The sequence below is a fragment of the Enterobacter sp. RHBSTW-01064 genome (genome assembly GCF_014103035.1).
Classification (GTDB): Bacteria; Pseudomonadota; Gammaproteobacteria; order Enterobacterales; family Enterobacteriaceae; genus Enterobacter; species Enterobacter mori.
Map to the genome: position 1 here is coordinate 207,382 of NZ_JABXOU010000004.1, position 25,753 is coordinate 233,134.

Here is a 25,753-nt window from a genome sequence, read left to right on the forward strand (position 1 = left end):
GGCAGCACAGCCTATTAGCTATTAATCATCTCGGGGTAACTTCTGCTCATCGCTCACAGCAGACCTACGCCCCCCCGTCCGCCATCTTCCCGAAAAACCTTACCCGTCTAACGAACAGACGAGTTCTAAATACATCCGTGAAGGATCAACTGACCCTCTTCAGCGCAGTGAATTTTGATAGCCCATGATTATTCCTTGTATCAAACACTGCCGCCCCACCATCTTCCCGGGGCGGCTCGAATTCGTCGCTATTGCGCGCTCATGTCCATAAGTAACCAACCATCAAAAACTGTACGTCACCTTCAAACTCCCCGTGGGCGATGTTTTACGTTGAACAATGGGGCTATCGGCCGCATCCCCCGCCAGCTGCGTCACGCCCGCTGCGGCAAGCACGCTCCAGCGCGAGGTGAGCCTGTGTGTCCAGTCAAGATTCAGCGAATACGCATAAATTCCGGCTCCGGCGTCATGTCGGGCAAACCCCGATGCGGCCGACTGGGCGGCGCTGACGCCATAGTACGTCTGCATATACTTGTCGGATCCCCAACTGCTGGTCAGCGCCAGCGTCACCTCATTTTTTGGTGATATATAGAGCGGGCTGATAATGCCGAAATGCACCGCCTCACCGTTGTCCCTTTCAGAAACCGGAACCTCAGCCTGCAGCTGCAGATGAAGCCAGTCGGTCACCTTATACCCCAGCCCAGGCACAACGATGGCCGAGCCTTTGATGTCGCCCATACCCCGCAGGTAGTCGCTGCCGGAGCTGATCGAATCGCTGCTCACGTCTTTATCTTTACGGCCTGTTCGATAGCTCACAGCTGCGCTGTAATCCAGGTTGCCGATGTTGTTGCCGTAACCGACGCCCCGCGTGGTGCTGATAAAGAAGCCGTTTGCCATGGCGTAATCCACCACCTGCGCCGCACCGACGCGGCTTTTATCCGAACCCGAGTAGCGTGGCGCGACGTCCACGCCGCCCCCCAGGGTTAAAACGTTACCCTGGCTCTGCTCTGCCGCCAGTACAGGCGTGGCCAGTAACGCCAGAACGACGCCCGGCACGATGTTTTTCAGGCTGCGACCCGAGAGCAAGTGTGGGGACGTATGACGCAGTTCGATGTTTCTCATTAAAGAAGTCCTTCTGGATTCAAATGGTGACGATGCAAGCGGTTAAACGCCAGAACGCCCATTTTGAATACTGACCCTAAGGTTCTTATGAGCCGAAAATGAAGAAACACTGAAGCGCGCGCGGGTGCTGTAAACCGGACAAATTTCCTGATACCGTTTTTTCTTAAGATGTTCTTCATTCACGGTTGATACAGTTACCAGTGTGAAAATTCTACTCATCGAAGACGACCTGGATCTGGGCAATGGCGTACGTATCGCCCTTGCCGATCAAGGATTTGACGTTATATGGGTTCGCCGTAAAGAGGATGCGCTGCATCAGCTTGACGTCTGCGTGCCAGAACTTATTTTGCTCGACCTGGGGCTGCCCGACGGCGACGGCATGAGCCTCATGACGCGCTTACGCCAGCAGCTTAAGGGGATCCCGGTCATCATCCTGACGGCGCGAGGTACGCTGCAGGATCGCCTGTGCGGGCTGGATGCAGGTGCAGACGACTATCTCGTTAAACCTTTTGTTCTCGCCGAACTGCTGGCGCGGGTAAGAGCCCTTGCGCGGCGAAGTTACGGTTTCGAGAATGAGGCGATAGAGATTCGAGGCTTATCTCTTCATCTACCGACGCGTCGTGTGACGGTGAGCGCACGCCACATAGACCTGACGGCGAGTGAATATGCGCTGCTTGAAACGCTGATGCTGCGTGCGGACCGCGTGATTACGCGACGGTTTCTGGAAGAACGGATATTCGGCAACAAAGAGAACCTCAGTAATGCGCTCGACGTGCATATGGGGAATTTGCGGCGAAAGATCGGAGACGGCTATGTGCGAACGGTGCGTGGCGTTGGGTATGTTATTGATACCGTTGCTGTTCAGAAGGTGACGACTTAATGCGAAACCTGTGGTTTCACCTGAGGCGCCCGACGCTGGTACGCCGAATTATCATCGCCCAGTTGCTGCTGCTTACCCTGCTGTGGTGTCTATTTTTAACCTTCATTCTGTGGGAGGACCTGCGCAGCCCTCCCATCCTTACGGGCAGTCATACCTATGAAACGCTTTTTACGCTGGTCGAGCGAATGGACGAACACCCGCAGGATCGTACCGCCGTGCTGGCAGCCTTCAGCAAAGCGTTACGAGAGGGCTATGGCGGCGGCGAAGATCCCGCCCTGTCAATCAACGTCATCGTGCGCAGAAATAACGCGGTTATTTTTTCATCGCCTGATGCACCAACGGGGGTAACTAACACCCGGTTTGGGGAAATGCAGCGTGTTCAGAGCGACGGTCGTACCTGGACCAGCCGCACCCTTAAATCCGCTCATTCCGATGTGGAGGTCACCCTTTTCACCCCGGCCGGAGGCTGGAACTTCTTTATCTACCTCAACTCGCGCGGTTACTACGTCATGCCGCTGCTGGTCTGTTTCCCTTTTCTTCTGTTCCCTGCGTGGATGTCAATCCGCATTGCCATGCGACCCTGGAACACGGTGGTCAATGAAATTGCATTGCGCACGCCAGACGATCTCTCCCCCTTAAAAGCTGTACCAAAACACAGGGAGCTTCGCCAGATGGTGGACGCGATTAACGACTTTCTTGCCAGGGTGCGAGAAAGCGCGGAAAGGGAGCGGGTTTTCATTGCCGATGCGGCTCACGAACTGCGAACGCCGCTGGCAGCGATGCGAATCAACGTGGAAGCGTTGCAATCGTATGTACTCAGCGAGAGCCAACAGGAATTGCTTGCGGGGATTGTTCGCAGCAACAGTCGTGCTGCGCGTCTCGTCAATCAGCTGCTGCTGATGATGCACAGTGAAGCACGCCTTGATACGGACCTGGAGCCCGTGCCGCTAACGACGCTCATTCAAGAGCGAATGGCCGAGCTGGAACCGCTGGCGTCTGCGCGCAGGATTGAGCTGGAATTTTTCGCCGAGGATGAAATCTGGATCTCAGGCGTAAGGGAGCGCCTGGTGTCGCTCATTGATAATCTCATTGAGAACGCCGTGAAGTACAGTCCTGAAGGCGGGCGGATTCAGGTCGATGTCTGCACATTCGATGGCTCCGCGCGGCTACGCGTTTCCGATGCAGGGCCCGGTATTCCGGTTGAATTACGCGAGCGCGTGTTCGACCGATTTTTCCGCGATCCCAGTCAACTGCAAAGCGGGAGCGGACTGGGGCTTGCCATCGTTAAAGCGGTGGCGCAGCAACACAACAGCAGCATAAACCTGAGTACTTCCGCAGAAGCTGGCCTGATGGTGACGGTTGACTTCCCGAACCGCACGTATAGCTAAACAGGAACAGGGTGTTCGATCGCAAATGCCGCAGATTGCTTCAAAAAAATTACCGTATTTGTTATATTGTTGTTTATTGCTTATTCACCTCTGCGGTGCCAAAAAGAACAAGATTCACCGCAACCCAGGATACAAAAATGTTAGATTACCGCTTCCCGACAGCTTTGCAGATGGTTCTCAGCGTAGCAATGGCGGAGCAATTGGGTGAACGTTCGACGAGTGCGATTCTGGCCTACGGTCTGGAAGCAAACCCGAGCTTCATCCGCAAACTGATGGTTCCTCTCACGCGTGACGGTATTATCGTCTCCACGCTTGGCCGTAACGGCTCTATTCATCTTGGACGCCCGGCGGAAGAGATCACCCTGCGCGATATCTACCTTTCCGTCATCGAAGATAAAAAGCTGTGGGCATCACGTCCTGACGTACCGGCCCGCTGCGTGGTCAGCGCTAACGCCTGCTGGTACTTCAAGTCTATCTCCGAAGAAGCGGAGCAGGCTTCGTTACAGGTACTGGCGCGCCACACCGTGGCAAGCGCGCTGGAAGAAGTGAAAAAAGCCGATACCAGCGGCTGCGATCCGGTGCCTGAACTTATCGCCAAGTATAAAGAAGCCCTTTAACTTTCCTTGAGCGCAAAAAAAACCGCCTTGCTATGAAGGCGGTTTTTTATTATCTGCAACATCCCTACGCGGGCAGAACATCCCTTTCCGCTTTTTTGCCGCGCGTCACGAACCTACGCAGCGTCACGTAAAACACCGGCGTCAGGAACAGACCAAACAGCGTCACCCCCAGCATCCCGGAGAACACCGTGATCCCGGTAACGCCGCGCACTTCTGCGCCCGCGCCGTGGCCGAGGATCAGCGGAATGGTCCCGGCAATAAAGGCGATGGAGGTCATCACAATCGGGCGTAAACGCAGGCGGCACGCCTCCAGCGCGGCTTCCATAATGCCTTTGCCCTGAATTTCCAGCTCGCGGGCAAACTCCACGATAAGAATCGCGTTTTTACACGCCAGCCCCATCAACACCACCAGCCCTACCTGCACGAACACATTGTTATCGCCACCGGTCAGCCAGACGCCAAACAGCGCGGAGAGCAGGGTCATCGGCACGATGAGGATCACCGCCAGCGGCAGCGTCCAGCTTTCATACAGCGCCGCCAGCACCAGGAACGCCAGCAGCACCGCGACCGGGAAGACGATCAGCGCCGTATTGCCCTGCGTCGCCTGCTGGAAGCTCAGGTCCGTCCATTCAATGTTCATCCCGTTCGGCAGGATCTGCTTCGACATTCCGTCCAGCTGCGCCATCGCCTGCGAGGACGAAAGTACGCGCGGGTCGGCATCGCCAATCAGATCCGCCGCCGGGTAACCGTTGTAGCGAATCACAGGGTCCGGGCCGTAGGTGGTCGTGATATTCACCATGCTGCCAATCGGCACCATTTCACCCTGGCTGTTACGGGTGCGCAGATTCGCAATGTCTTCCACGCTGTCGCGGAACTGCCCGTCGGCCTGCGCCATCACGCGCCAGGTACGCCCGAACTGGTTGAAGTCATTCACGTACGACGAGCCCAGATAAGTTTGCAGCGTACCGAAAAGATCGGTCAGCGACACGCCCTGCGCTTTCGCCTTGTCACGGTCAACCTGCACGTCCAGCTGCGGAACGTTAGCCTGGTAGGTAGAGATCGGGAAGTGCATTCCCGGCGTCTGCATAATCGCACCGGACATGGTGTTTACCGCATTTTGCAGCGCGCCATAACCCAGACCACCGCGATCCTGAATGTACAGGGAATACCCCGACCCCTGACCCAGCCCTAAAATCGGCGGCGGCAGGATGGAGAAGCCAAAGCCCTGCTGGATTTGCGCGATCTTCGCGTTGATCTCCGCGTTAATTTCCGCCGCAGTATGTTTACGCTGGTCGAACGGCTTCAGGCCGAAGAAGACAGTCCCCGTATTCGGCGTATTGGTGAACTGCAGCGCGTTCAGCCCCGGGAACGCGACCGCATAGTCCACGCCTTCGGTATTCATCCCGATTTCGCTCATTTTGCGGATCACCGCATCAGTGCGCGCCAGCGATGAACCTTCCGGCATCTTCACGCCGCCAATCAGGTACAGCTTATCCTGCGTCGGAATAAACCCGCCGGGAACCGCTTTAAACATCACGCCTGCGGCACAGAGCAGCAGCAGATACACCACAAATACCGCCCCGCGTCGGCCAAGCGTTTTGCCCACCAGCCCCTGATAGCCGTTCGAGCTACGGTGGAAAAAGCGGTTAAACGGACGGAAAATCCACCCGAACAGACGATCGATAAGCCGGGTCGGGAAATCTTTCGGCGCGCCGTGCGGTTTTAACAGCAGTGCCGCCAGCGCCGGAGAGAGCGTCAGCGAGTTAATGGCGGAGATGACCGTGGAAATCGCGATCGTCACCGCAAACTGCTTGTAGAACTGCCCGGTAACGCCCGAGAGGAACGCCATCGGCACAAACACCGCGCACAGCACCAGCGCAATCGCGATAATCGGCCCGGACACTTCACGCATCGCCTGATGCGCCGCCGCAAGCGGAGCAAGCCCCTCTTCAATGTTTCGCTCGACGTTTTCCACCACCACGATGGCGTCGTCCACCACGATACCAATGGCTAATACCAGCCCGAACAAACTCAGGGTATTCAGCGAGAAGCCCAGCAGGTAGAGAATGCTGAAGGTCCCCACCACCGACACCGGCACCGCGATCAGCGGAATGATCGACGCGCGCCAGGTTTGCAGGAACAGGATCACCACCAGCACCACCAGCACCACCGCTTCCAGCAGCGTTTGCACCACTGCGCGGATGGAGTCGCGCACGAAAACGGTCGGATCGTAAGGTGCCGCCCACTTCATATCTTCCGGGAAACGGGTCGACAGTTCGTCCATTTTCGCGCGCACCGCGTTAGACAGATCGATGGCGTTCGCCCCTGGAGACTGGAAGATACCAATCCCGACCGCGTCTTTGTTGTTCAACTGGGAACGTAGCGCATAGCTGCCGGAGCCCATTTCGATACGCGCCACGTCGCGCAGGCGAACGACTGTACCGTCCTGCGTCGTTTTCAGGACAATATTGCCAAACTCTTCTTCGGTATGCAGACGGCCTTGGGCGTTAATGGAGATCAGGAAATCGCTCTCTTTCGGCAGCGGCTCGGCACCAAGCTGCCCGGCAGATACCTGCACGTTCTGCTCCTGCATCGCCGTGACCACATCCGAAGCGGTCAGCCCGCGGGCCGCCACCTTGTTGGGATCCAGCCAGACGCGCATCGCGTATTCACCCGAGCCGAAAATCTGGATCTGGCCGACGCCGGGCAGGCGCGCCAGTTCGTCCTTCACCTTCAGCGTGGCGTAGTTACGCATATACAGGGAGTCGTACTTACCGTTGGGCGAAAACAGATGCACCACCAGCGTCAGCGTCGGGGATTGTTTCTGGGTGGTAATGCCCAAACGCCGCACGTCTTCCGGCAGACGCGCTTCGGCCTGCGCGACGCGGTTTTGCACCTGAACCTGCGCCTGATCCGGGTCGGTTCCCGGACGGAAGGTCACGGTGGTGACCAGCACGCCATCCGAGCCCGCGACGGATTTCATATACATCATGTTTTCAACGCCGTTGATCGCCTCTTCCAGCGGCGTCGCCACGGTCTCGGCAATCACTTTCGGGTTGGCGCCCGGGTACTCCGCGCGCACCTGCACGCTTGGCGGCACGACGTCAGGATATTCGCTCACCGGCAGCAGCGGGATGGCGATTAACCCTGTGATAAAAATCAGAATCGACAGTACCGCGGCAAAAATCGGCCTGTCGATGAAAAAACGGGAAAAGTCCATGGGTTGGATTCTCAGGTCAAGGGATCAGTTGAGGGCGCTGGTGGCGGTCATGGCAACGGTTTTGGCGTTAACCGGCATACCCGGCATAAACACTTTTTGTAAACCCTCGACGATAACTTTATCGCCAGGGTTCAGCCCCTGCTGCACGATGCGTAGCCCGTCTGCCAGACGTCCCGGTTTGATATCGCGACGCTGTGCTTTGCCCTCTTTATCAACCACGTAAACATACTTGCGATCCTGATCGGTCAGCACCGCTTTGTCGTCGACAAGCGTGGCTTTGAATTCCGCGCTGCCTGGCAGGCGTACGCGGGCAAACAGTCCCGGCGTGAACTGACGCTGCGCGTTATCCAACAGCGCGCGCATGCGGATGGTGCCGGTACTCGGCGTTAGCTGATTATCCAGAAAATCCACTTTGCCCTGATGGGGATACCCCTCCTCGCCCGTCAGGCCAATCTCAACCGGTAGCGCCGTGTGATTGCTGGACGCCCCCTGCCCGCTGCGGGCCAGATTTTGATAGTGAAGGTAGGTTGACTCGTCCACGTCAAAGTAAACGTACACCGTCTTCTGCGAGACCAGCGTGGTGAGGACGCTGGCGGTGTCGCCCGCGGTCACCAGGTTCCCGCTGGTGATCAGCGCCCGGCTGGCACGACCATCGATAGGCGCGGTGACCCTGGTGAAATCGAGGTTAAGTTGCGCGGCATCAACCGCCGCCTGTGCCGCGCGAATGTCGGCCTGCGCCTGGGTGGCGGCCGAACGGCGCTGCTCCCACTCTTCGCGGGATACCACGTTGGTATTGACCAGCTTATCGGTACGGTTCGCTTCACTACGCGCCAGGTTGGCCTGCGTTTTGGCTCTCGCCAGCGTAGCCTGCGCCTGTTCCAGTGCGGCGCGATAGGTTCTGTCATCGATAGTGAACAGCACCTCACCCTTTTTTACTTCCTGGCCGTCGGTGTAATTCACTTTATCAATGTAGCCGGAAACGCGCGGGCGTAGCTGAACGCTCTCCACCGCTTCGATCCGACCGTTAAAGCTATCCCACTGGCTGATAGATTTCACGACCACGTTAGCGGCACTGACAGTGGGTGCTTGTGGCGCAGCGTTTTGCGCGACGCTGTCATCGCACCCGACGAGCAGCACGGAGGCGAACATCGCCCCCAGCGCGCTCAGATGAAAGTTACCCCAGGTTTTTTGCAGGCTCATTATTTTTATTCCGGTAATTGTAGCCGCCGGGCAAGACGCAGCGGGAGGCGCTGCGCCACTTCCTTTGTCCGGTGGCTGGCTTAAGGCCATTTGTGTCGTTCATCGCCACAAAACTGTAACAGTTGCGAATACACTATTCCCGGCGATTGTAGGAAGGCGCTTAATTAAGTGCAAGAATAATTGTTGCACTTTATGTGCTATTTGAGTCGATGTTAAAACACCCGTTTCGCTCAGGGATTTAAATGCAATAATAAAACTTGCAATTAACAGAAAAACGCGCCACCTTTAAATGCAACAGATAAAGATACTTTTATACAGGCAGCGTGAGGATAACCAGATGAACACTGGCGCATTTATGCACGATTTACTCGATTGGATCGACAACAACCTGGATAGCCGTCTGGATATTGAGTCCGTTGCCAGGCGTTCCGGCTACTCAAAATGGCACCTCCAGCGTCTGTTTAAGGAACATACTGGCTATCCCCTTGCCGGGTACATTCGCGCGCAAAAGCTGCAAAAATCGGTTGAGCGCTTAACCCACAGCGACGAGCCGATTTTGAACGTGGCGATCGCGCTGGGCTTTGACTCTCAGCAGTCCTTCAACCGCAGCTTTAAGCGTCAGTATGGTCAGGCGCCTGGGGCATGGCGGCGGAGCATGGGTGGCCCGGAAACACAGCAGCTGCGCCAGTAATGCATATTTTGCTGCAACTTCGATCTGTTGCTGCTATACTGTATATAATAACAGTATAGCGAGGTGCACGATGGCTGTTGAAACAAAATTTGTTGTCGTAAGAAAAGGTGAAGAGAAAATGACTTTTGCCAGTAAGAAAGAAGCTGACGCTCACGACAAGCTGCTCGATATGGCAGACGCGTTCACCGACTGGCTGTTGCAAAGCGGAATGCAGATGGATGAAACGCAGGCTGAAAATCTTGGCCTGTATCTCGCCGAGCAGAAAGAGACCGTGCAGCATATTCTGCGTACCAGCAAACTTCCCGATCTCACTGCCCCAGCTGCAACGGATAAAACTGAATCCGATGCGGCTGACACGAAAAAAATCAGGGCTGTAAAAGCGGCCTGATTGTCAGAAAAATCATCACCGATCCTGTAGCCGTAAGCAGATATCTGCTTGCGGCTTTTTTTTAGCCCGAACATGAAAAGAGTAAAGGAGATGGCGTGCGGCAAGGAATGAAGGAAAAAATGATCCGGATCTGTGATTCAAAAGTTGCTTCAAAGGGAAGCAACGTTGGGCTTTCGTTTTATGCTTTTTTTGCTAATAAAAATGACGATCCTGAACTGCTTATGGAAGTGGCACACTGGTGGATTATGGAGATGAAACTGGACCATTTTGAAAAGGCTGAAAAGATCAGAAACCTCGTCTCACCCCTTTAACACGCTAATACGAGATGGCCGGTAACATTGCGGGATTTCATCGCTCTGACGGTCGCATAACTCTTCTGAGACCAGTCTGCCAATGGTCACTGCGCACGTAAGCCTGCTTCTTATCGCGCGTTGTGCAGCATCCGCTGTTTCGTTGACGTTGGCGCTAACAGGGTAATTTTTGTTCGTGATGTGGTGCGGTCCGCTTTGTGCCAGAAGCGGACATTTAATGATTCTAAAAACTATGATGTCGCAGCCAAGTTTTGCCGACCGTAGCTTGGCAACAAATGACGTGATTGACTATTTTTGTTTTAACAGAGAAGCTTTAAGGATAGCCTCTTAAGGAATAGATTCTCATGTTACGAAAAAGCATTGAAGCTAAGAAGAGACACCATTATGTTTGGGCGAATTACCTAACGCGCTGGGGTAATGGTACAAAAAATGTTTTCTACACAACCAAGACTGGAAAGATTGCCTGCGACAGTGTACGTGCAATAGCTGCTGACGACTTTTTCTATAAAACAACAACGCTTACTAGCGAGAACGTTGATATAATTAAGGCCTTCTCTCGAAAAAGCCCCAGCCATCTCCATACTCAACACATTTCCTACCTAGATGACGTCCTTAGACTGCAAAGATTAGAGGCTATGTATAGGGCTTCTGGTAAACAAGATCAGGAAGCGGAAGCACTTCTTCATGCGACAAAGTGCAACTTAATGGAGAATCTCCATTCATCTCATGAATTGAAGGCATTATCGATATTAGAAGCGCTCGCAAATGAAAGGCTTGACATACTTGATGATAAACAGCACATGATTGAATTCATGATGTTTTTTGGTCATCAGATTACGCGTACAAAGCCTTTCAGGGATGCAGTGTTTCATGCTCAGCCTCGTCGTAATAATCTTGAAATAAAAGTATCCGACACGATTGTTCATGCCTGGTGGTTTATAAGCTACATGTTTGGGATGAATATTGGGTGGAGTTTATATTCGAGTCGTAATGAAGATATACATTCATTATTGGTAAACGATACCGGGCTACCTTTCATAACATCAGATCATCCAGTCGTTAACGTGCACTCATGTGTCTCAGAGACAGATTTTATCGCGCCTGAGTATGCTGACTTTTACTACCCAATTTCACCACGCATAGCCTACATCATATGTAATTCAAAGCGATTTTCTCTAGGCGTGAACTATATCGATAAAGATACTGTTGAAGAACTAAATATAAAAATAGCAAACCAAGCCATGGTGCATATTATAGGAAACACAACAAACGCCCTACTACCTTATAAAAAACAACTGGGTTTAAGATATAAAAAAAGGCCTCTTTTTTAAGATGGTATATTTTTATATAAAGCTAAATATAAGCATCAACCTTAAACTCATTCATCGCAACATTGTACCAATGTCCGCTCCTCGCTCTTAGCAGACCTAACGTTACCTCCCCCACCTCTTCCCCCTCAACGCTACCAGCCATAAAACCTGGTAGCTATACAAACGCATCAGGCTGTTACGTTAATACGTGTTTACCCCTTAACGAGGAATCGCGCATGACCCCACACCCGCTACGCCAGATCATTGAGTCCTGTGACCACGCCATCACCACCAAAAACTATGACGCCCTGATGGAGTACTACGCCGACGACGCAGCTCTGGTGGTTAAACCCGGCATGACCGTTAATGGCAAAGACAATATCCGCAGAGCGTTTATAGCCATCTCTGATTATTTCCAGGGCCAGCTGATTGTCGTACAAGGGGAGATGCAGGTAATCGAAGGTGGCGGCAATGCCCTCGTTATCATGGAAACCGTACTGCGTTTTCCTGATGGTCAGGGAGGGACAACAGAAATGTCGCGTCGCGCGACCTATGTTTTTCGGCAGGAAAGCGACGGTCGCTGGCTTTGTACCATCGACAACTCCTACGGTACATCGCTTCTGGATACCGGGGACTCATCACGTTAATCACGGCTTTAAAGGGGCGCTGCCGCCCCTCCCCGCCAGCGTCCTTAATGCGCAGTAATGCGCGGCTCCTTCACAAACTCAGCCAGCAGCCACACCATATCGTGCAGCAGGCCCGTTAGCTCTTTCGCTACGTGGCTGGGCAGCGTTCCCCCCATCACCGCTTGCGTCAGCGCCAGAACATAATCCACCTGAGTCAGGGTGTCCTGCCAACAGTCCGGCACGCAGGAGTTCAGTTTCTCACCCATGATCAACTGTTCTATCAGATGGGGAGGAAGATCGACATCGCAGAGTTTACGCAGCCTGCGCAGGGCCTGAAGAAGACGCTCGCACAGCGCAGTACGGCTCGTGACATCAACGGTTTCGACCAGCACGCTCACCAGCGCGGCGCAGTTGTCGGCGACGTCAAATAGATCGGCATCAGCCGGTAGTGGTTGGGAGATAAGTTGCAGAATGACGTTTTCGTCAGACGGAAGATAAGTCAGGGTTGGGATAGTAGCCATATAAGGCGTCCTTCTATATGTAGTTTATGTAACCACCCTTTAAGTTCCTACGCTTGGGGGGTAGCGCTGACAGAGGTAGGAATACCGCCCATATAGAAAAACGGCCAGCCTTACGGCTGCTCCGTCAGCGCCACCGCTATTGTAACGAGATCGGCACTGCTGCGACATACGTAATGTCACTATATGGTTGACGGGTTCCTACGCCCGATTGCGGATGTGCCGCAACGCAGGCACTTTACGACCGCGGCCCGTTGAGGAAAAGACATATCACTTAATTTCATAAGGTTACTTTGAGGTTTGCGAGGCGCCTTCCAGAATGACAACGCAGCCCTAAATTTTAAGGACATCAATCACCGCTCCAGGCGCAGGCGACACGCTACGGTGCGGATATTGGGTTCTTGCCAGGCCGCAGCAGCTAATAGGATATTCAGGATATTATCAGCCGTTCAGCCATCCGGGTGTTTAAATGGTTAAAATAAAATAATATTTACATTGCGGTAATAAATATTCTATGTCTTAATAGCGTCATCGGTTTGGAAAACAGACCTTATGAAAGCAGTTTTAGTAAAGCAGTCCTCAGTTCAGGTGTTATCCTTAGATATCCCTCCTTCATGAGCCTTCTCCTAAGTGCCAAATAAGTAACTCTCTCAATACAGGCCATCATCGCCGCACTATGTGGCTCATAAATTAAGGAATTATCTATGTCTAATAAAATGACTGGTTTAGTAAAATGGTTCAACGCAGATAAAGGTTTTGGCTTTATCACTCCTGACGATGGCAGCAAAGATGTATTCGTGCATTTCTCTGCAATCCAGGGCGCTAACTTCAAAACTCTGGATGAAGGTCAGAAAGTGTCCTTCACCATTGAAAATGGCGCTAAAGGCCCTGCGGCCGGTAACGTCACTGCACTGTAATAGGTGCTCATTATCTGTGGCGCTTACGATAGCGATGAAGGCGTTGGCCTGAGCAGTTATGTGCTACTGATAATAAAATGAACCCGCCCCGAGCGGGTTTTTTATTTATACTCCCTGACGTCTTAATCTCTTCAAATATTGTTAAAAAAATAAGTAATCATCATTTTAATCGTGTATTGTTTTTGTCCCCTTATAGCAGGAGCTCCCTATGTCAGTACGTAAAAAAACACAAACTCATCGTAATTATTTAGTGAAATGCACATGTCCAGGCTGTGCAAAAGATTCAGAACACAGCTTTAGCCGCGTTCAGAAAGGCTCTCAACTTGTCTGTCCGTCTTGCAATACCCTCTTTAAATCTTCCAAATGAATGAAGGCGTGTTCCTGCCATTCTCTTTATCCCTGAAATAAAGCTATATTTTCAGCGTATCGATCACAGCCCTCAGGGCAGGCGACACGTTGCGGTGCGGATAATAGAGGTACAACCCGTCCATGCGCAGGCTATAGCGCTGCAACACCCGGATCAGCGTTCCGCGCTCCAGATCGTCAGCCACCAGCTCCACCGGAACATAGGCCAGCCCAAGCCCCAGCCGGGCGGCTTCGGCTTCCATGTAGCTGTCAGACAGCGCCCATTGCCCCTCTGGCCGATGGGTGATTTTTTTCCCGTCCTGCACCAGTTCCCACTGATAGTCACTACCGTCGGCAAACTGGTAGGCAATGCAGGGATGAGCCACTAAATCGGCTGGCGTCTGCGGAAAACCGTAGCGTCTGAAGTGTTCCGGGGCAGCCACTGCGGCCATTTCCATATCAGGCGTGATACGCACTGCAATCATTCCCTGCCCCACTTCCGGCCCCAGTCTGACACCCGCATCAAACCGCTCGGCGATAATGTCGACGAAGCGGCTTTCATTCATCAGCTCCAGCCTGATGTCCGGGTAACGCTGTTTAAAAATGGCGAGCTTTGGCAGCAGACATTTATCGATAGCGTGCTGGCTGGCATTAATACGCACCGTGCCGGACGGCGTCTGACGATAGTGTGCCAGGGTCGCCAGACCCGTATCGAGCGTATCGAATGCAGACTCGGCGGTCTGATAAAGCTGTTCCCCGGCATGGGTGAGCGAGAGCTTGCGCGTGGTGCGGACCAGAAGTTGAACGCCTAATCGCGCTTCCAGCTCGCGAACCGAGCGGCTGATCCCGGATTGCGCCAGCCCAAGCCGAAGCGCGGCCGCCGTGAAGCTCCCCTCCCGTACCACCTGCATGAACAGGTACAGCTCATTATAGTTTTCCCGTTTAGCCATCATCCTCACCAATTTATAACAATATGATATTAATCCTAGCAGCTTTCGCCCTCTAATCAGCACTATTTCTGCTAACTATAATGACCGCAACACAACAACCCAGGGTTCATTTCCATGAAAACATTTACCCAAAAACTGTCCGTTGCGATGCTGCTATGTGCATCATTAAGTGGAGTGACAACAATGAGTTATGCAGAAACCACCAACCCAAACGCACCGGTTTCGATGGTGACTACATGGGATAAAACCTTCGCCGAAAGTGACAAAGTCGATCACCGTAAGGTGTCCTTCCAGAACCGATACGGGATCACCCTGGTAGGCGATCTGTATCTTCCCAAAAACCGTGGCGACCGCAAGCTGGCGGCGATTGCGGTCAGTGGGCCGTTTGGCGCGGTCAAAGAGCAGTCCAGCGGCCTGTATGCGCAGACCCTGGCAGAAAATGGGTTTGTGACCCTGGCGTTTGACCCGTCCTATACGGGCGAAAGCGGTGGACAGCCCCGCAACGTCGCGTCTCCGGATATCAATACCGAAGACTTTAGCGCGGCGGTGGATTTCCTGGGGTTGCAGGAAGAGGTTGATCGTAACCGCATTGGTATTCTCGGCATCTGCGGCTGGGGCGGTATGGCGCTGAATGCAGCCTCCATGGACACCCGCGTGAAAGCGGTCGCCACCAGCGTGATGTACGACATGAGCCGGGCGATGGGCCACGGCGTGGGCGACGGGAAAGATCGCTATTCAACGTCTGACCGCCGTGCCGTTCTGCAGTATCTGAACGCACAGCGCTGGAAAGATGCTGAGAACGGGACCTTCGCGCACGGCGGTCATGACATTTATGTCGATGAGAACGGCAAGGTGACGGCGGCTGAACGTATTCTGCCAGAGGCGTTGCCAGCAGACCCGCATCCGGTACTGAAGGAGTTCTATGACTACTACCGCATGCCGCGTGGCTTCCACGCGCGTTCCGTCAACTCCACCGGCGCGTGGACCGCGACCACGCCATTATCCTTTATGAATATGCCGCTGCTGAGCTACGCCGGTGAAGTGACTATCCCGACGCTTATCGTAACCGGTGAAAAGGCACACTCCCGCTACTTTGCGGAAGATGCGTTTAAAGCGGTCGGCAGCAAGCAGAAGGAACTGGTGATTGTTCCGGGCGCAAACCATGTCGACCTCTACGACAACGTTGCCGGGAAGATCCCTTTCGCGCAGTTTGAACAGTTCTTCAAAACCAGCCTGAAATAAACCTCTCCGCCGCCCGTGTTGAGCGGGCGGTGCTTCGTGAAAGATGACTATGTCCACTCTGAACCCTACCACCTCACAGAATGAGGAACGCGCGCACTGGGGCGGTATTTTTGCCATGACCTTGTGCGTATTTGTCCTGATTGCCTCGGAATTTATGCCCGTCAGCCTGCTCACGCCCCTTGCCAGAGATTTGGGCGTTACAGAGGGGCTCGCTGGCCAGGGGATCGCGATTTCCGGCGCGCTGGCGGTTCTGACCAGCCTCTTCCTTTCCCGGCTTGCCGGGAATATGAACCGCAAACACCTTCTGCTGGGCATGACGATCCTGATGGCGCTCTCGGGGATGATTATCGCTTTCGCCCCAAACTATCTGCTTTACATGACAGGCCGCGCGCTGATCGGTATCGCAATAGGTGGGTTCTGGTCCATGTCTGCTGCAACGGCCATTCGCCTTGTTCCGCAGCATCAGGTATCGCGCGCGCTGGCGATATTCAACGGGGGGAACGCGCTGGCGACAGTGGTGGCAGCCCCACTGGGGAGCTATCTCGGCGCCACCATTGGCTGGCGCGGTGCCTTCCTGTGCCTGGTTCCTGTAGCGATAGTCGCCTTCATCTGGCAGTGTTTTAGCCTGCCGGGTATGAAAGGGAATCAGTACGATGCCTCGCGTGGAAGCGTTTTTCGTTTGTTCCGTCAGCGAGCGGTCTCTGTGGGTCTGCTGGCCTGCGGCCTGTTCTTTATGGGACAGTTTGCGCTGTTTACCTACGTGCGGCCGTTTCTTGAAACCGTCACGCAGGTCAGTCCCTCTGGCTTATCGCTGATTTTACTCACCATCGGCGTCGCGGGTTTTGTTGGCACACTGCTCGTTGCCATGGTTATGAACGCGGCGTTTTACCAGACGTTAATCGCCATTCCCCTGCTGATGGCCGTCATTGCAGGCGTGTTGATACTGACCGGTCACAGCCTGTGGATCGTTGCCCTGCTGTTAAGCTTTTGGGGGATGCTGGCGACGGCGGCCCCCACGGGATGGTGGACATGGATTGCACGAACGCTGCCGCAAGATGCCGAAGCCGGTGGCGGGTTAATGGTCGCCGTGATCCAGCTCGCCATTGCGCTCGGCTCAACGGCGGGCGGTATGGTGTTCGATCATAGCGGCTGGCAGAGCACGTTTGCATTGAGCGGAATATTGCTCCTGGGCGCGGTTGTGTTGACGCTTCTGCTTTCGCGTCTTCACAAATCACTCGCCGGATGATTTGTTGACGCTTTTCTTCACCGCTGGTGTATTGTTTTTAAACGATTCATCACTTTGAAGAGAAGCGGCGACATGATTAACATCCTCGGCAAAACCACCTCCATCAATGTTCGTAAAGTGCTCTGGACCTGCGAAGAAGCAGGCCTCGCGTATCAACAGGAAGATTACGGCAGCGGTTTTGCCTCAACGGAAACGGATGCCTTCCGCGCGCTGAACCCCAACGCCATGGTGCCGGTACTGATTGACGGTGATTTCGTGCTGTGGGAGTCCAACGCCATCTGCCGTTATCTGGTGCGCAAGGCCGGAAATCACGCGCTGCTGCCCGCAGAGCCGCAGGCCTGCGCCAACGTTGAGCGCTGGATGGACTGGCAGGCAACCGAATTCAATAACGCCTGGCGCTATGTCTTCCCGGCGCTGGGGCGTAAAAACCCGGACTTTAACGACCCTCGGCGCATTGCGGCGGGAATAAAAGAGTGGAACCACTGCATTACCATTCTGGAAAACCAGCTGCAGCACACCGGAGCCTTTGCAGCGGGCGAGACGTTTACCCTTGCGGACGTGGTGCTTGGGCTGTCGGTGAATCGCTGGAAGATGACGCCGTTTGATAAGCCCGACGTGCCCGCGATTGAGGCCTGGTTTGAACGTCTCAACCAGCGGCCGGCGTTTTTGCGTCACGGCAATAACGGCATGATGTGAAGTATTTACGCCCCCATGTTGAGCAAGGATATTTTATTTAATTACTTAACCCTGAAAGTCGCCTGAGGGAATAATAATTAAGCCATATCCTGGACAGCCCGTTGCACCGCTTTGCTAGCCTGACTATTCAGGCAACGCTCAACCTGGAGGTATTTTTGCTGATTAGACTCAAGAAAGAACGAACGCATAAGGAGGATCGCCGGCTTGCTCTCTGGCTGGCGACCTCGGCAGGTTTGCTGAATGCCATCGCCCTCGGCGCATTTGGTTTTTTCCCCTCACACATGACCGGCAACACCTCACAATTATCCAGCGAAGTCTCTTCCACCGACCTGAGCGATATGATTTTTTTCGGGTCGATTATTCTCTCCTTTGTCGCAGGCGCCATTATTGCGCGCACAATCGTGATATGGGGTATTATCCATAACGTCCGGCTGGTTTTTTGCCAGATCCTGTTTGTTGAAGGGATATTGCTGACCGGCGTCTCCTTCTACGAAATGTTTTTTCATACCCTCACGAGCAACCGAGAAATTATTCTTTTTCTGTGCGGCCTGATGGGCATTCATAATTCCACTTCCACGCAGCTGTCCAGCGGACGGGTGAGATCGACGCACATTACCGGGACGCTGACAGACGCGGGAATATCCCTGGCCTCCGTACTGGTTGCAATGCTCCGCAGGGATTACTCCAAAGATACGGCGGCACAAAAAAGCCAGTTGAAAACCCACTTAACCACCCTTTTCTCGTTTATTACGGGCGGTATAGCGGGACTGCTGCTGTTCAGGTGGATCGGGTTTAACGCCATGCTGGCGCTCGGGTTGATGCTCGCCGTGGTCGCTATCGTTTCAATTATCACCGTCTCGACGCGGGTTCGACGGGTGCGTGCCTCTCAATGAAGATTGAGATTGATATTCGGTGTAAGCGCCTTTTAAATGTGACAGCGTCACTTTTAAAAAAGCGCTTTAGGACTATTCTGTCTGCACCTCTATCAGCCCTTACGCCATAAGGCTTAACCCGAGGTTGTCACTGTTTTCATAGGGTTACTGATTTTACCCCTTCGCTGGAACCCTTCCCAAACGCTTGCTATAGGTGAAATACCCCTGCCGAAACATGGCATAACAACAGGCAACCGGTGGTTGCTATAACGCATGCGCACAGGGAGACACACCGCAATGCACCCATTACTCAAACGCTCGCTGCTGTTTGTCGGCGCCATTATCGTGGTTCTCGCCCTCCTCGTCTGGGGCATTGGGCTGGAGACGATCAGGGCGCGCCAGGTTGACCTGGTCTATCTCGGGCAACAGCACATGATTCTGGTTTTCTCGTCGATGTTTTTTGCCCTGCTGGTCGGTATTCCGAGCGGGATCCTGCTGAGCCGCCCTGCGGCGCGAGGTATCGCCGAATACGTCATGCAAATCTTCAACGTCGGCAATACGCTGCCGCCGCTGGCCGTTCTGGCGCTGGCGATGGTGGTGATTGGCATTGGCGATACGCCCGCCATCATCGCCCTGTTCCTCGCCTCGCTGCTGCCGATAGTGCGTAACACCTACGCCGGGCTGTGCTCGGTCCCGCCGTCGCTACTGGAAGCGGCAAACGGCATCGGGATGACCAAATGGCAGCGTCTGCGTCAGGTTGAGCTGCCAGCCGCCTGGCCGGTCATGCTATCGGGGATCCGCATCGCCACCGCCATTAACGTCGGTACCGCGCCGCTGGCGTTCCTGATTGGTGCCAGCAGCTACGGCGAGCTGATTTTCCCCGGTATTTACTTAAACGATTTCCCGACCCTGATCCTCGGCGCGGCGGCCACCGCCCTGTTCGCCCTGATCCTCGATACCCTGCTGGCGGCGCTGGGTCGCGCGATGAGTCCCCATCTCGCTCGATAACAATAACAAGGAGCTTTTATGAGACTGTTTTCCAGCCTGACAGCGCTGTGTGCCGCGGCGCTGTTCACCAGCCAGGCAATGGCGGCCCCGCTGATTCTGGCGACCAAGAGCTTTACCGAGCAGCACATTCTTTCGGCAATGACCGTGCAGTACCTGCAAAAGAAAGGTTTTCAGGTACAGCCGCAAACCAACATTGCCACGGTGATTTCCCGCAACGCGATGATCAACAAGCAGATTGACATGACCTGGGAGTACACCGGCACGTCGCTGATCATCTTTAACCATATCAACAAGCGCATGTCGCCGCAGGAGTCTTACGAGACGGTGAAACGCCTGGACGCGAAGCACGGTCTGGTCTGGCTCAAGCCCGCCGACATGAACAATACCTATGCCTTTGCCATGCAGCGCAAGCGCGCCGAGGCGGAACATATCAACACCATGTCGGAGATGGTGGCGAAGATTGAGCAGATCCGTAAAACCAACCCGGACAAAAACTGGCTGCTGGGCCTAGACCTGGAGTTTGCCGGACGGAGCGACGGCATGAAGCCGCTTCAGGCGGCCTACAACATGGAGCTGGATCGCCCACAGATCCGTCAGATGGACCCGGGCCTGGTATACAACGCCGTGCGCGACGGGTTTGTCGATGCTGGACTGATTTACACTACCGACGGGCGCGTGAAAGGCTTCGACCTCAAGGTGCTGGAAGACGATAAAGGCTTCTTCCCGAGCTACGCGGTGACGCCGGTGGTGCGTAAAGACACGCTGGACGCCAACCCCGGTCTGGAAGAGGCGCTCAACACCCTCTCGGCCCAGCTCAACAACGACGCTATCACCGAACTGAATAAGAAGGTGGATATCGACCATCAGTCACCGCAGCAGGTCGCCCGAGATTTCCTGCGTAGCAAACAGCTGCTGTAGGAGGCGCTATGGAGACGATTCACTACATTCTGGACAACTGGGATTATCTCTTAACCCTGACGCTGCAGCATCTATGGCTGGTGGCGCTGGCCGTGGGTTTAGCCATCATCATCGGCGTACCGCTGGGCATTCTGATTGTCCGCCACAAGTGGCTGGCGACCCCGGTTCTGGGAATAGCCACCATTGTGCTGACCATTCCGTCCATCGCCCTGTTTGGCCTGATGATTCCGCTGTTTTCACTGATCGGTCAGGGGATTGGTGCCCTACCCGCGATTACGGCGGTGTTTCTCTACTCGTTGCTGCCGATTGTGCGTAATACCCATACGGCGCTCGACAGCCTGCCGCCGGGCCTGCGCGAGGCCGGGCGCGGCATCGGCATGACCTTCTGGCAGCGCCTGCGCTGGGTTGAGATCCCGATGGCGCTGCCGGTGATTTTCGGCGGGATCCGCACCGCCGTGGTGATGAACATTGGCGTGATGGCGATTGCCGCCGTGATCGGCGCGGGCGGTCTGGGGCTGTTGCTGCTCAATGGCATCGGCGGAAGTGATATTCGCATGTTGATCGCGGGCGCGCTGATGATTTGTCTTTTAGCGATTGTGCTCGACTGGCTGCTGCACCGTCTGCAGGTGGTTCTGACTCCAAAGGGGATTCGATAATGATAAAACTGGAAAACCTCACCAAACAATTTTCACAGAAGCATGGCCAGACCTTTAAGGCCGTTGATAACGTCAACCTGAACGTGCCCGAAGGGGAAATGTGCGTCCTGCTCGGCCCGTCCGGCTGTGGGAAAACCACCACGCTGAAGATGATTAACCGCCTTATTACCCCGAGCAGCGGGACAATCCTGATCAACGGTGAAGACACCAGCGGGATGGACACCGTCACCCTGCGCCGCAACATTGGCTACGTGATCCAGCAGATTGGCCTGTTTCCGAACATGACCATCGAAGAGAACATCACCGTCGTGCCGCGCATGCTGGGCTGGGATAAAGCGCGCTGCAAAACACGCGCCGAAGAGCTGATGGATATGGTGGCGATGGATCCGCATAAGTTCCTCAACCGCTACCCGCGCGAGATGTCCGGCGGCCAGCAGCAGCGTATCGGCGTGATCCGCGCCCTGGCGGCGGATCCTCCAGTGCTGCTGATGGATGAACCCTTCGGCGCGGTGGACCCGATCAACCGCGAGGTGATCCAGAACCAGTTCCTGGAGATGCAGCGCAAGCTGAAAAAAACCGTCATGTTGGTGAGCCACGATATCGACGAAGCCCTGAAGCTCGGCGACCGTATTGCGGTGTTCCGTCAGGGGAAAATCGTGCAGTGCGCCAGCCCGGATGAACTGCTGGCGAAACCGGCGAATGAGTTTGTCGGCTCGTTTGTTGGTCAGGACCGTACGCTGAAGCGTCTGCTGCTGGTATCCGCAGGAGACGTGACCGACCAGCAGCCGACCATTACGGTGCGGGGTTCTACCCCGCTTCCCGAAGCCTTTTCAACCATGGATGATAATGATATTCGCGCGATTACCGTGGTCGATGAGCACGGTAAACCGCTGGGCTTTGTGAAGCGTCGCGAAGCGCGTAACGCCAGCGGTACCTGCGCCGACATCCTGCATCCGTTCCGGATGACCGGCAAAGCGGAAGACAACCTGCGCGTGGTGCTTTCACGTCTGTATGAGAGCAATACCAGCTGGATGCCGATTGTGGATGAGGACGGGCGCTACAACGGCGAGATTTCTCAGGACTATATTGCCGAGTACCTGAGTTCAGGGCGTACGCGCCGGGCGCTGAATATTCATAGTGAGAGTTAATCTTTCAGGCCGGGCATCGCCCGGCTTTTTCGCACGCATACCTTTTGCTAACCCCACGATTTCCCGCCACAATATTGTATCTTTCCCGCTGACTCGCGACCCATGCAACGTCTTCACGCTTACCCCGACATTCGCGCGATGTTTCGCCGACTCCTGATTGCCACCGTCACCGGCGTGTTGGCCGCGCTGGCCGTTGCGGTATTCCGCCACAGCATGTATCTGCTGGAGTGGCTGTTTCTCAGCAACGACAGCGGCAGCCTGGTGAACGCCGCCGCCGCATTATCGCCCTGGCGACGGGTGCTGACGCCCGCGCTGGGCGGTCTGGCTGCTGGGCTGCTGCTCTGGGGATGGCAACGGTTTACCGCGCAGCGGCCTCACGCGCCAACCGATTATATGGAAGCGCTGGAAACCGAAGACGGACAGTTTGATTACGGTGCCAGCCTGGTGAAATCACTCGCTTCTTTGCTGGTGGTCGCCAGCGGCAGCGCCATCGGGCGTGAAGGGGCGATGATCCTGCTTGCCGCCCTCGCGGCTTCCCTGTTCGCCCGGCGCTTTACCCCTAAATCAGAATGGAAATTGTGGATTGCCTGCGGGGCCGCCGCCGGGATGGCCAGCGCCTACCACGCCCCCTTAGCCGGAAGCCTGTTCATCGCTGAGATCCTGTTTGGCACGCTGATGCTGGCCTCGCTCGGCCCGGTGGTGATTGCTGCCGTGGTCGCGCTGCTTACGACCCGCCTGCTCAGCCCCGGCGCAAACACCCTTTATTCGGTTCACCTCAGCGAGAGCCTTACCGCGGTAGATTATTCCCTGATTGTCGGCATGGGACTGCTGGCCGGGCTGTGCGGTCCGCTGCTGATGTGGCTGATGGCGTACAGCCACGCTCTGTTTCTGCGCCTTAAGCTTTCGCCGCCGTGGCAGCTGGCGCTGGGCGGGCTGATCGTTGGGCTGCTGTCGCTGCTGACGCCGAAGGTGTGGGGGAATGGCTACAGTGTGGTTCAGGCTTTTCTTCTCGCCCCGCCGTTGCTGTCGGTGATTGCAGGCGTGTTTATCTGTAAATTGCTGGCGGTACTGGCAAGCAGCGGCTCGGGCGCGCCCGGCGGGGTGTTCACACCGACGTTATTTGTCGGCATGGCGACAGGAATGCTGTTTGCGCAGCTATCCGTGCTGTGGTTTCCAGGTGCTGAGACGGCAATTTTGCTGGGACTGGCAGGTATGGCAACGCTGCTGGCTGCCACGACGCATGCGCCGATTATGTCGGCACTTATGGTCTGTGAAATGACCGGGCAGTATTTTTTACTGCCCGGCTTGCTGGTCGCGTGCGTCGTCGCGTCGGTACTGTCGAGGACGTTACGCCACGACTCTGTCTACGGACCCCATACTGCTGAAAGCAGAGAGGTCGATGTATTGCGCTAATTCGCGCTGCTCGGCGCGCGGCAGGTAGGGCAATTCACCCACTAAAGGCCCGGGGAGTTTTTTGCTCAACACATCGATGATTTCAGCATAGTGCGCAAGCCCCGGGTTAATACGGTTAGCCACCCAGCCCACCAGCGGCAGGCCGTCATTGGCAATGGCCTGTGCCGTCAGGAGGGCATGGTTGATGCACCCTTCCTGAATGCCGACCACCATCACCACGGGCAGCTGTTCCTGCACCACCCACTCGGAAAGCGGGCGTAAATCATTCATCAGGCTGCGCCAGCCGCCGGTACCTTCAACCACAACGTGGTCAACTTTCTCGCTCAGGCTCGCCAGACCATCGGAAAGCAGGCTGTAGTTGATCAGACCGCTGTGCGCCACGCTGCTCTCATCCTCGCTCAGCGCGATAGGATTTACCGCGTGATAAGGTAATTCAATGGACGAAACGCTTTGCAGCACCAGGGCGTCTTTATTACGCAATCCGTCTGGCGTCTCTTTACTGCCTTTTGCGACCGGTTTGTACCCTGCCACGCGTTTACCGCTGGCTGCCAGAGACTGCAGCAATGCGCGGGATACGACGGTCTTGCCGACAGAGGTATCAGTACCAGTAACAAAGAAACGCTTAAGCATGACTCATTCCACCTCTTGGGTATGCTTCGAAAATATAAACCAGGTAAATAATTCAGTGGGGGAAGTCTACGGGATGCGTGCGCTACCCGGCTTGAGATAGCGCAATATTTCTTACATCTATGGAAAAGAGTTAACCCTGCAACAAACGGATCAGTAAAGAGCCGTTATACATCGCATCTTTCACCAGCGCGGCACCGGCCATGGTTCCCTGGTTCGAAAATTGGGTGCTTTCGACCGCGATGTTTTTACTGTACGCAGGCAGCGCCTGCTGGTTGATGCAGGCAGAAATCGCCGGAAAGAGAATATCCGCCGCCTGGCTGAGCGGTGAACCAATCAGAATTTTTTGTGGGTTAAACAGATTGACCATAATGGCGAGAATGCGGCCCACGTTGTTACCGACGCCCGTGATGATATCTTTCGCCAGTAAATCCCCCTGTCGGGCAGCCGCACACAGTGAATCCACGGTAAGCGGCTGGCCGTGAAGCGAGGAGCTCATCGACTGGCTGAGCCTCACCTGCGCCAGCTCCAGCACGCTTTCGACGCTGGCAATGGTCTCCAGGCAGCCATGGTTCCCGCAGTAGCAGCGTTTACCGTACGGGTCGACCTGCGTGTGACCGATTTCCACCAGGCTGCTGCTTCCGGCGTGCAGCAGGCGACCGTCGGTAATCACCCCCGCCCCCACGTTGTGATCAATCACCACCTGAATAACGTCGCGCGCGCCGCGAGATGCGCCAAACAGCGCCTCCGCCATGGTCCAGGCGCTGATATCATGTTGAATGTAGACGGGCACGCCGGTATGGTTTTTCAGCACCTCACCCAGCGGCATCTCTTTGACATTGTCATAAAACGGCATGCGGTGCACGATGCCATTCTCGGTATCAATGATACCCGGCATGGTGATAGCAATCGCCGTTAACCGTTCAAGCCGCTGCTGATGGCGGATAAAGAAGTGATCGATATGGGCCAGGATGGCGTCAAGAAGCGGTTGTTCCGCATCGAGCGGGAGCTCCAGCCGGTCTTCCACCACCAGCTTGCTGCTGAGATCGCGCAGCGCAAGGAAGATCTCCCCCCGGCTAATGCGCAGTGACAGGTAGTGCCATGCTTCCGTTTCTACCACCAGCCCGACGGCAGGACGTCCACGGCTGCCCGGCTCCTGTATTTCCGTCTCCTGGACCAGGTGAGCTTCCAGCATTTCGCGGACTATCTTGGTGATACTGGCGGGTGCCAGTTGTGCCAGGCGCGAAAGATCGATACGCGAAACCGGACCGAGCTGATCAATCAGGCGATACACTGCGCCTGCATTGGTCTGCTTAATCTGATCAATATGCCCTGGCTGGCTATCAGCAACCACCTCGTACTCCCTTATTTTCGAGCTTCGAAATAAACTGTTGGCTATGGTGAAGCACTTCACCAGGCGTCGTCAAATATTTACTTAGCCATGTGA

General features: G+C 55.0%; 26 protein-coding genes. 19 read left to right on the forward strand and 7 right to left on the reverse strand.

Features of this window, described 5'->3' with window-relative positions; genetic code table 11:
* Positions 1 to 282 precede the first annotated feature (282 nt).
* On the reverse strand, positions 283 to 1,119 hold the full coding sequence (locus tag HV355_RS13970) for a MipA/OmpV family protein (protein WP_182402334.1): 837 nt from the start codon (positions 1,117 to 1,119) through the stop codon (positions 283 to 285).
* Positions 1,120 to 1,321: 202 nt separating this feature from the next.
* Between HV355_RS13970 and HV355_RS13975 the strand changes: the two genes are divergently transcribed.
* The 3 genes from HV355_RS13975 to HV355_RS13985 all read left to right on the forward strand — a co-directional run bounded on the left by HV355_RS13975 (position 1,322) and on the right by HV355_RS13985 (position 4,004).
* Complete coding sequence (locus HV355_RS13975; RefSeq protein WP_126817460.1) at positions 1,322 to 1,999, forward strand: response regulator; 678 nt, start codon at positions 1,322 to 1,324, stop codon at positions 1,997 to 1,999.
* Positions 1,999 to 3,387: a HAMP domain-containing sensor histidine kinase gene (locus HV355_RS13980; protein WP_182402336.1), complete on the forward strand. Its 1,389-nt coding sequence runs from the start codon at positions 1,999 to 2,001 to the stop codon at positions 3,385 to 3,387. Before HV355_RS13975 ends, HV355_RS13980 begins: the two co-directional genes overlap by 1 nt.
* 137 nt (positions 3,388 to 3,524) lie before the next feature.
* Positions 3,525 to 4,004, forward strand: coding sequence for an Rrf2 family transcriptional regulator (locus HV355_RS13985; RefSeq protein WP_010430601.1), 480 nt, complete (start codon positions 3,525 to 3,527; stop codon positions 4,002 to 4,004).
* 64 nt (positions 4,005 to 4,068) lie between these two features.
* Here the strand turns inward: HV355_RS13985 and oqxB are convergent, their stop codons facing one another.
* On the reverse strand, positions 4,069 to 7,224 hold the full coding sequence (gene oqxB, locus HV355_RS13990) for a multidrug efflux RND transporter permease subunit OqxB (protein ID WP_182402338.1): 3,156 nt from the start codon (positions 7,222 to 7,224) through the stop codon (positions 4,069 to 4,071).
* A 24-nt stretch (positions 7,225 to 7,248) separates the two neighbouring features.
* Positions 7,249 to 8,424, reverse strand: coding sequence for an efflux RND transporter periplasmic adaptor subunit (locus HV355_RS13995; protein ID WP_182402340.1), 1,176 nt, complete (start codon positions 8,422 to 8,424; stop codon positions 7,249 to 7,251).
* Between the two features lie 337 nt (positions 8,425 to 8,761).
* Here HV355_RS13995 and HV355_RS14000 point away from each other — a divergent pair, with 337 nt between their 5' ends.
* From HV355_RS14000 to HV355_RS14020, 5 genes are all read left to right on the forward strand, one after another.
* Positions 8,762 to 9,115, forward strand: coding sequence for a helix-turn-helix domain-containing protein (locus HV355_RS14000; protein ID WP_029485062.1), 354 nt, complete (start codon positions 8,762 to 8,764; stop codon positions 9,113 to 9,115).
* Between the two features lie 70 nt (positions 9,116 to 9,185).
* Positions 9,186 to 9,503: a YebG family protein gene (locus tag HV355_RS14005; protein ID WP_109080919.1), complete on the forward strand. Its 318-nt coding sequence runs from the start codon at positions 9,186 to 9,188 to the stop codon at positions 9,501 to 9,503.
* A 95-nt stretch (positions 9,504 to 9,598) separates the two neighbouring features.
* Positions 9,599 to 9,814 (forward strand): DUF6500 family protein, encoded by a 216-nt coding sequence (locus HV355_RS14010; RefSeq protein ID WP_182402342.1) that lies wholly within the window; start codon positions 9,599 to 9,601, stop codon positions 9,812 to 9,814.
* A gap of 344 nt (positions 9,815 to 10,158) precedes the next feature.
* Complete coding sequence (locus HV355_RS14015; protein WP_182402344.1) at positions 10,159 to 11,145, forward strand: DUF4238 domain-containing protein; 987 nt, start codon at positions 10,159 to 10,161, stop codon at positions 11,143 to 11,145.
* Between the two features lie 215 nt (positions 11,146 to 11,360).
* Complete coding sequence (locus HV355_RS14020; protein ID WP_182402346.1) at positions 11,361 to 11,771, forward strand: SgcJ/EcaC family oxidoreductase; 411 nt, start codon at positions 11,361 to 11,363, stop codon at positions 11,769 to 11,771.
* A 44-nt stretch (positions 11,772 to 11,815) separates the two neighbouring features.
* Here HV355_RS14020 and HV355_RS14025 read toward each other — a convergent pair whose 3' ends face one another.
* A complete protein-coding gene (locus HV355_RS14025; RefSeq protein WP_182402348.1) occupies positions 11,816 to 12,271 on the reverse strand; it encodes a hypothetical protein in 456 nt (151 codons plus the stop codon).
* 701 nt (positions 12,272 to 12,972) lie between these two features.
* On the opposite strand from HV355_RS14025, the gene cspA reads away from it, so the two are divergent.
* Both cspA and HV355_RS24030 read left to right on the forward strand, forming a co-directional pair.
* Positions 12,973 to 13,185 (forward strand): RNA chaperone/antiterminator CspA, encoded by a 213-nt coding sequence (gene cspA / locus HV355_RS14030; RefSeq protein ID WP_182402350.1) that lies wholly within the window; start codon positions 12,973 to 12,975, stop codon positions 13,183 to 13,185.
* A 208-nt stretch (positions 13,186 to 13,393) separates the two neighbouring features.
* A complete protein-coding gene (locus tag HV355_RS24030; protein ID WP_213329513.1) occupies positions 13,394 to 13,552 on the forward strand; it encodes a YnfU family zinc-binding protein in 159 nt (52 codons plus the stop codon).
* A gap of 43 nt (positions 13,553 to 13,595) precedes the next feature.
* Here HV355_RS24030 and HV355_RS14035 read toward each other — a convergent pair whose 3' ends face one another.
* A complete protein-coding gene (locus tag HV355_RS14035) occupies positions 13,596 to 14,480 on the reverse strand; it encodes a LysR family transcriptional regulator (protein WP_148399851.1) in 885 nt (294 codons plus the stop codon).
* Positions 14,481 to 14,594: 114 nt separating this feature from the next.
* On the opposite strand from HV355_RS14035, the gene HV355_RS14040 reads away from it, so the two are divergent.
* From HV355_RS14040 to clcB, 9 genes are all read left to right on the forward strand, one after another.
* Complete coding sequence (locus HV355_RS14040; protein WP_182402352.1) at positions 14,595 to 15,722, forward strand: alpha/beta hydrolase; 1,128 nt, start codon at positions 14,595 to 14,597, stop codon at positions 15,720 to 15,722.
* A 49-nt stretch (positions 15,723 to 15,771) separates the two neighbouring features.
* Positions 15,772 to 16,968 carry an MFS transporter gene (locus tag HV355_RS14045; RefSeq protein WP_182402530.1) on the forward strand — a complete coding sequence of 399 codons (1,197 nt, stop codon included), beginning with the start codon at positions 15,772 to 15,774 and terminating at the stop codon, positions 16,966 to 16,968.
* A gap of 72 nt (positions 16,969 to 17,040) precedes the next feature.
* The gene (locus HV355_RS14050) at positions 17,041 to 17,664 is read left to right on the forward strand and encodes a glutathione S-transferase family protein (RefSeq protein ID WP_174339447.1); all 624 of its coding nucleotides are present in this window, start codon (positions 17,041 to 17,043) and stop codon (positions 17,662 to 17,664) included.
* Between the two features lie 155 nt (positions 17,665 to 17,819).
* Entirely contained in the window at positions 17,820 to 18,557 is a 738-nt protein-coding gene (locus HV355_RS14055; RefSeq protein WP_126815450.1) for a YoaK family protein, read from the forward strand.
* 276 nt (positions 18,558 to 18,833) lie between these two features.
* Positions 18,834 to 19,544 carry an osmoprotectant ABC transporter permease OsmY gene (osmY, locus tag HV355_RS14060; RefSeq protein WP_042718248.1) on the forward strand — a complete coding sequence of 237 codons (711 nt, stop codon included), beginning with the start codon at positions 18,834 to 18,836 and terminating at the stop codon, positions 19,542 to 19,544.
* An 18-nt stretch (positions 19,545 to 19,562) separates the two neighbouring features.
* Complete coding sequence (gene osmX, locus HV355_RS14065; protein ID WP_148399418.1) at positions 19,563 to 20,462, forward strand: osmoprotectant ABC transporter substrate-binding protein OsmX; 900 nt, start codon at positions 19,563 to 19,565, stop codon at positions 20,460 to 20,462.
* A gap of 8 nt (positions 20,463 to 20,470) precedes the next feature.
* Complete coding sequence (gene osmW, locus HV355_RS14070) at positions 20,471 to 21,118, forward strand: osmoprotectant ABC transporter permease OsmW (RefSeq protein WP_006808875.1); 648 nt, start codon at positions 20,471 to 20,473, stop codon at positions 21,116 to 21,118.
* Positions 21,118 to 22,266: an osmoprotectant ABC transporter ATP-binding protein OsmV gene (gene osmV / locus HV355_RS14075; RefSeq protein ID WP_010430562.1), complete on the forward strand. Its 1,149-nt coding sequence runs from the start codon at positions 21,118 to 21,120 to the stop codon at positions 22,264 to 22,266. Before osmW ends, osmV begins: the two co-directional genes overlap by 1 nt.
* 102 nt (positions 22,267 to 22,368) lie before the next feature.
* Complete coding sequence (gene clcB / locus HV355_RS14080; RefSeq protein WP_182402354.1) at positions 22,369 to 23,679, forward strand: voltage-gated ClC-type chloride channel ClcB; 1,311 nt, start codon at positions 22,369 to 22,371, stop codon at positions 23,677 to 23,679.
* On the opposite strand, the gene bioD is transcribed toward clcB, so the two are convergent.
* On the reverse strand, positions 23,614 to 24,309 hold the full coding sequence (bioD, locus tag HV355_RS14085) for a dethiobiotin synthase (protein ID WP_042714599.1): 696 nt from the start codon (positions 24,307 to 24,309) through the stop codon (positions 23,614 to 23,616). The genes clcB and bioD overlap by 66 nt on opposite strands.
* Positions 24,310 to 24,439: 130 nt before the next feature.
* Positions 24,440 to 25,660 carry a sugar metabolism global transcriptional regulator Mlc gene (mlc, locus tag HV355_RS14090; protein ID WP_182402355.1) on the reverse strand — a complete coding sequence of 407 codons (1,221 nt, stop codon included), beginning with the start codon at positions 25,658 to 25,660 and terminating at the stop codon, positions 24,440 to 24,442.
* Positions 25,661 to 25,753 lie beyond the last annotated feature (93 nt).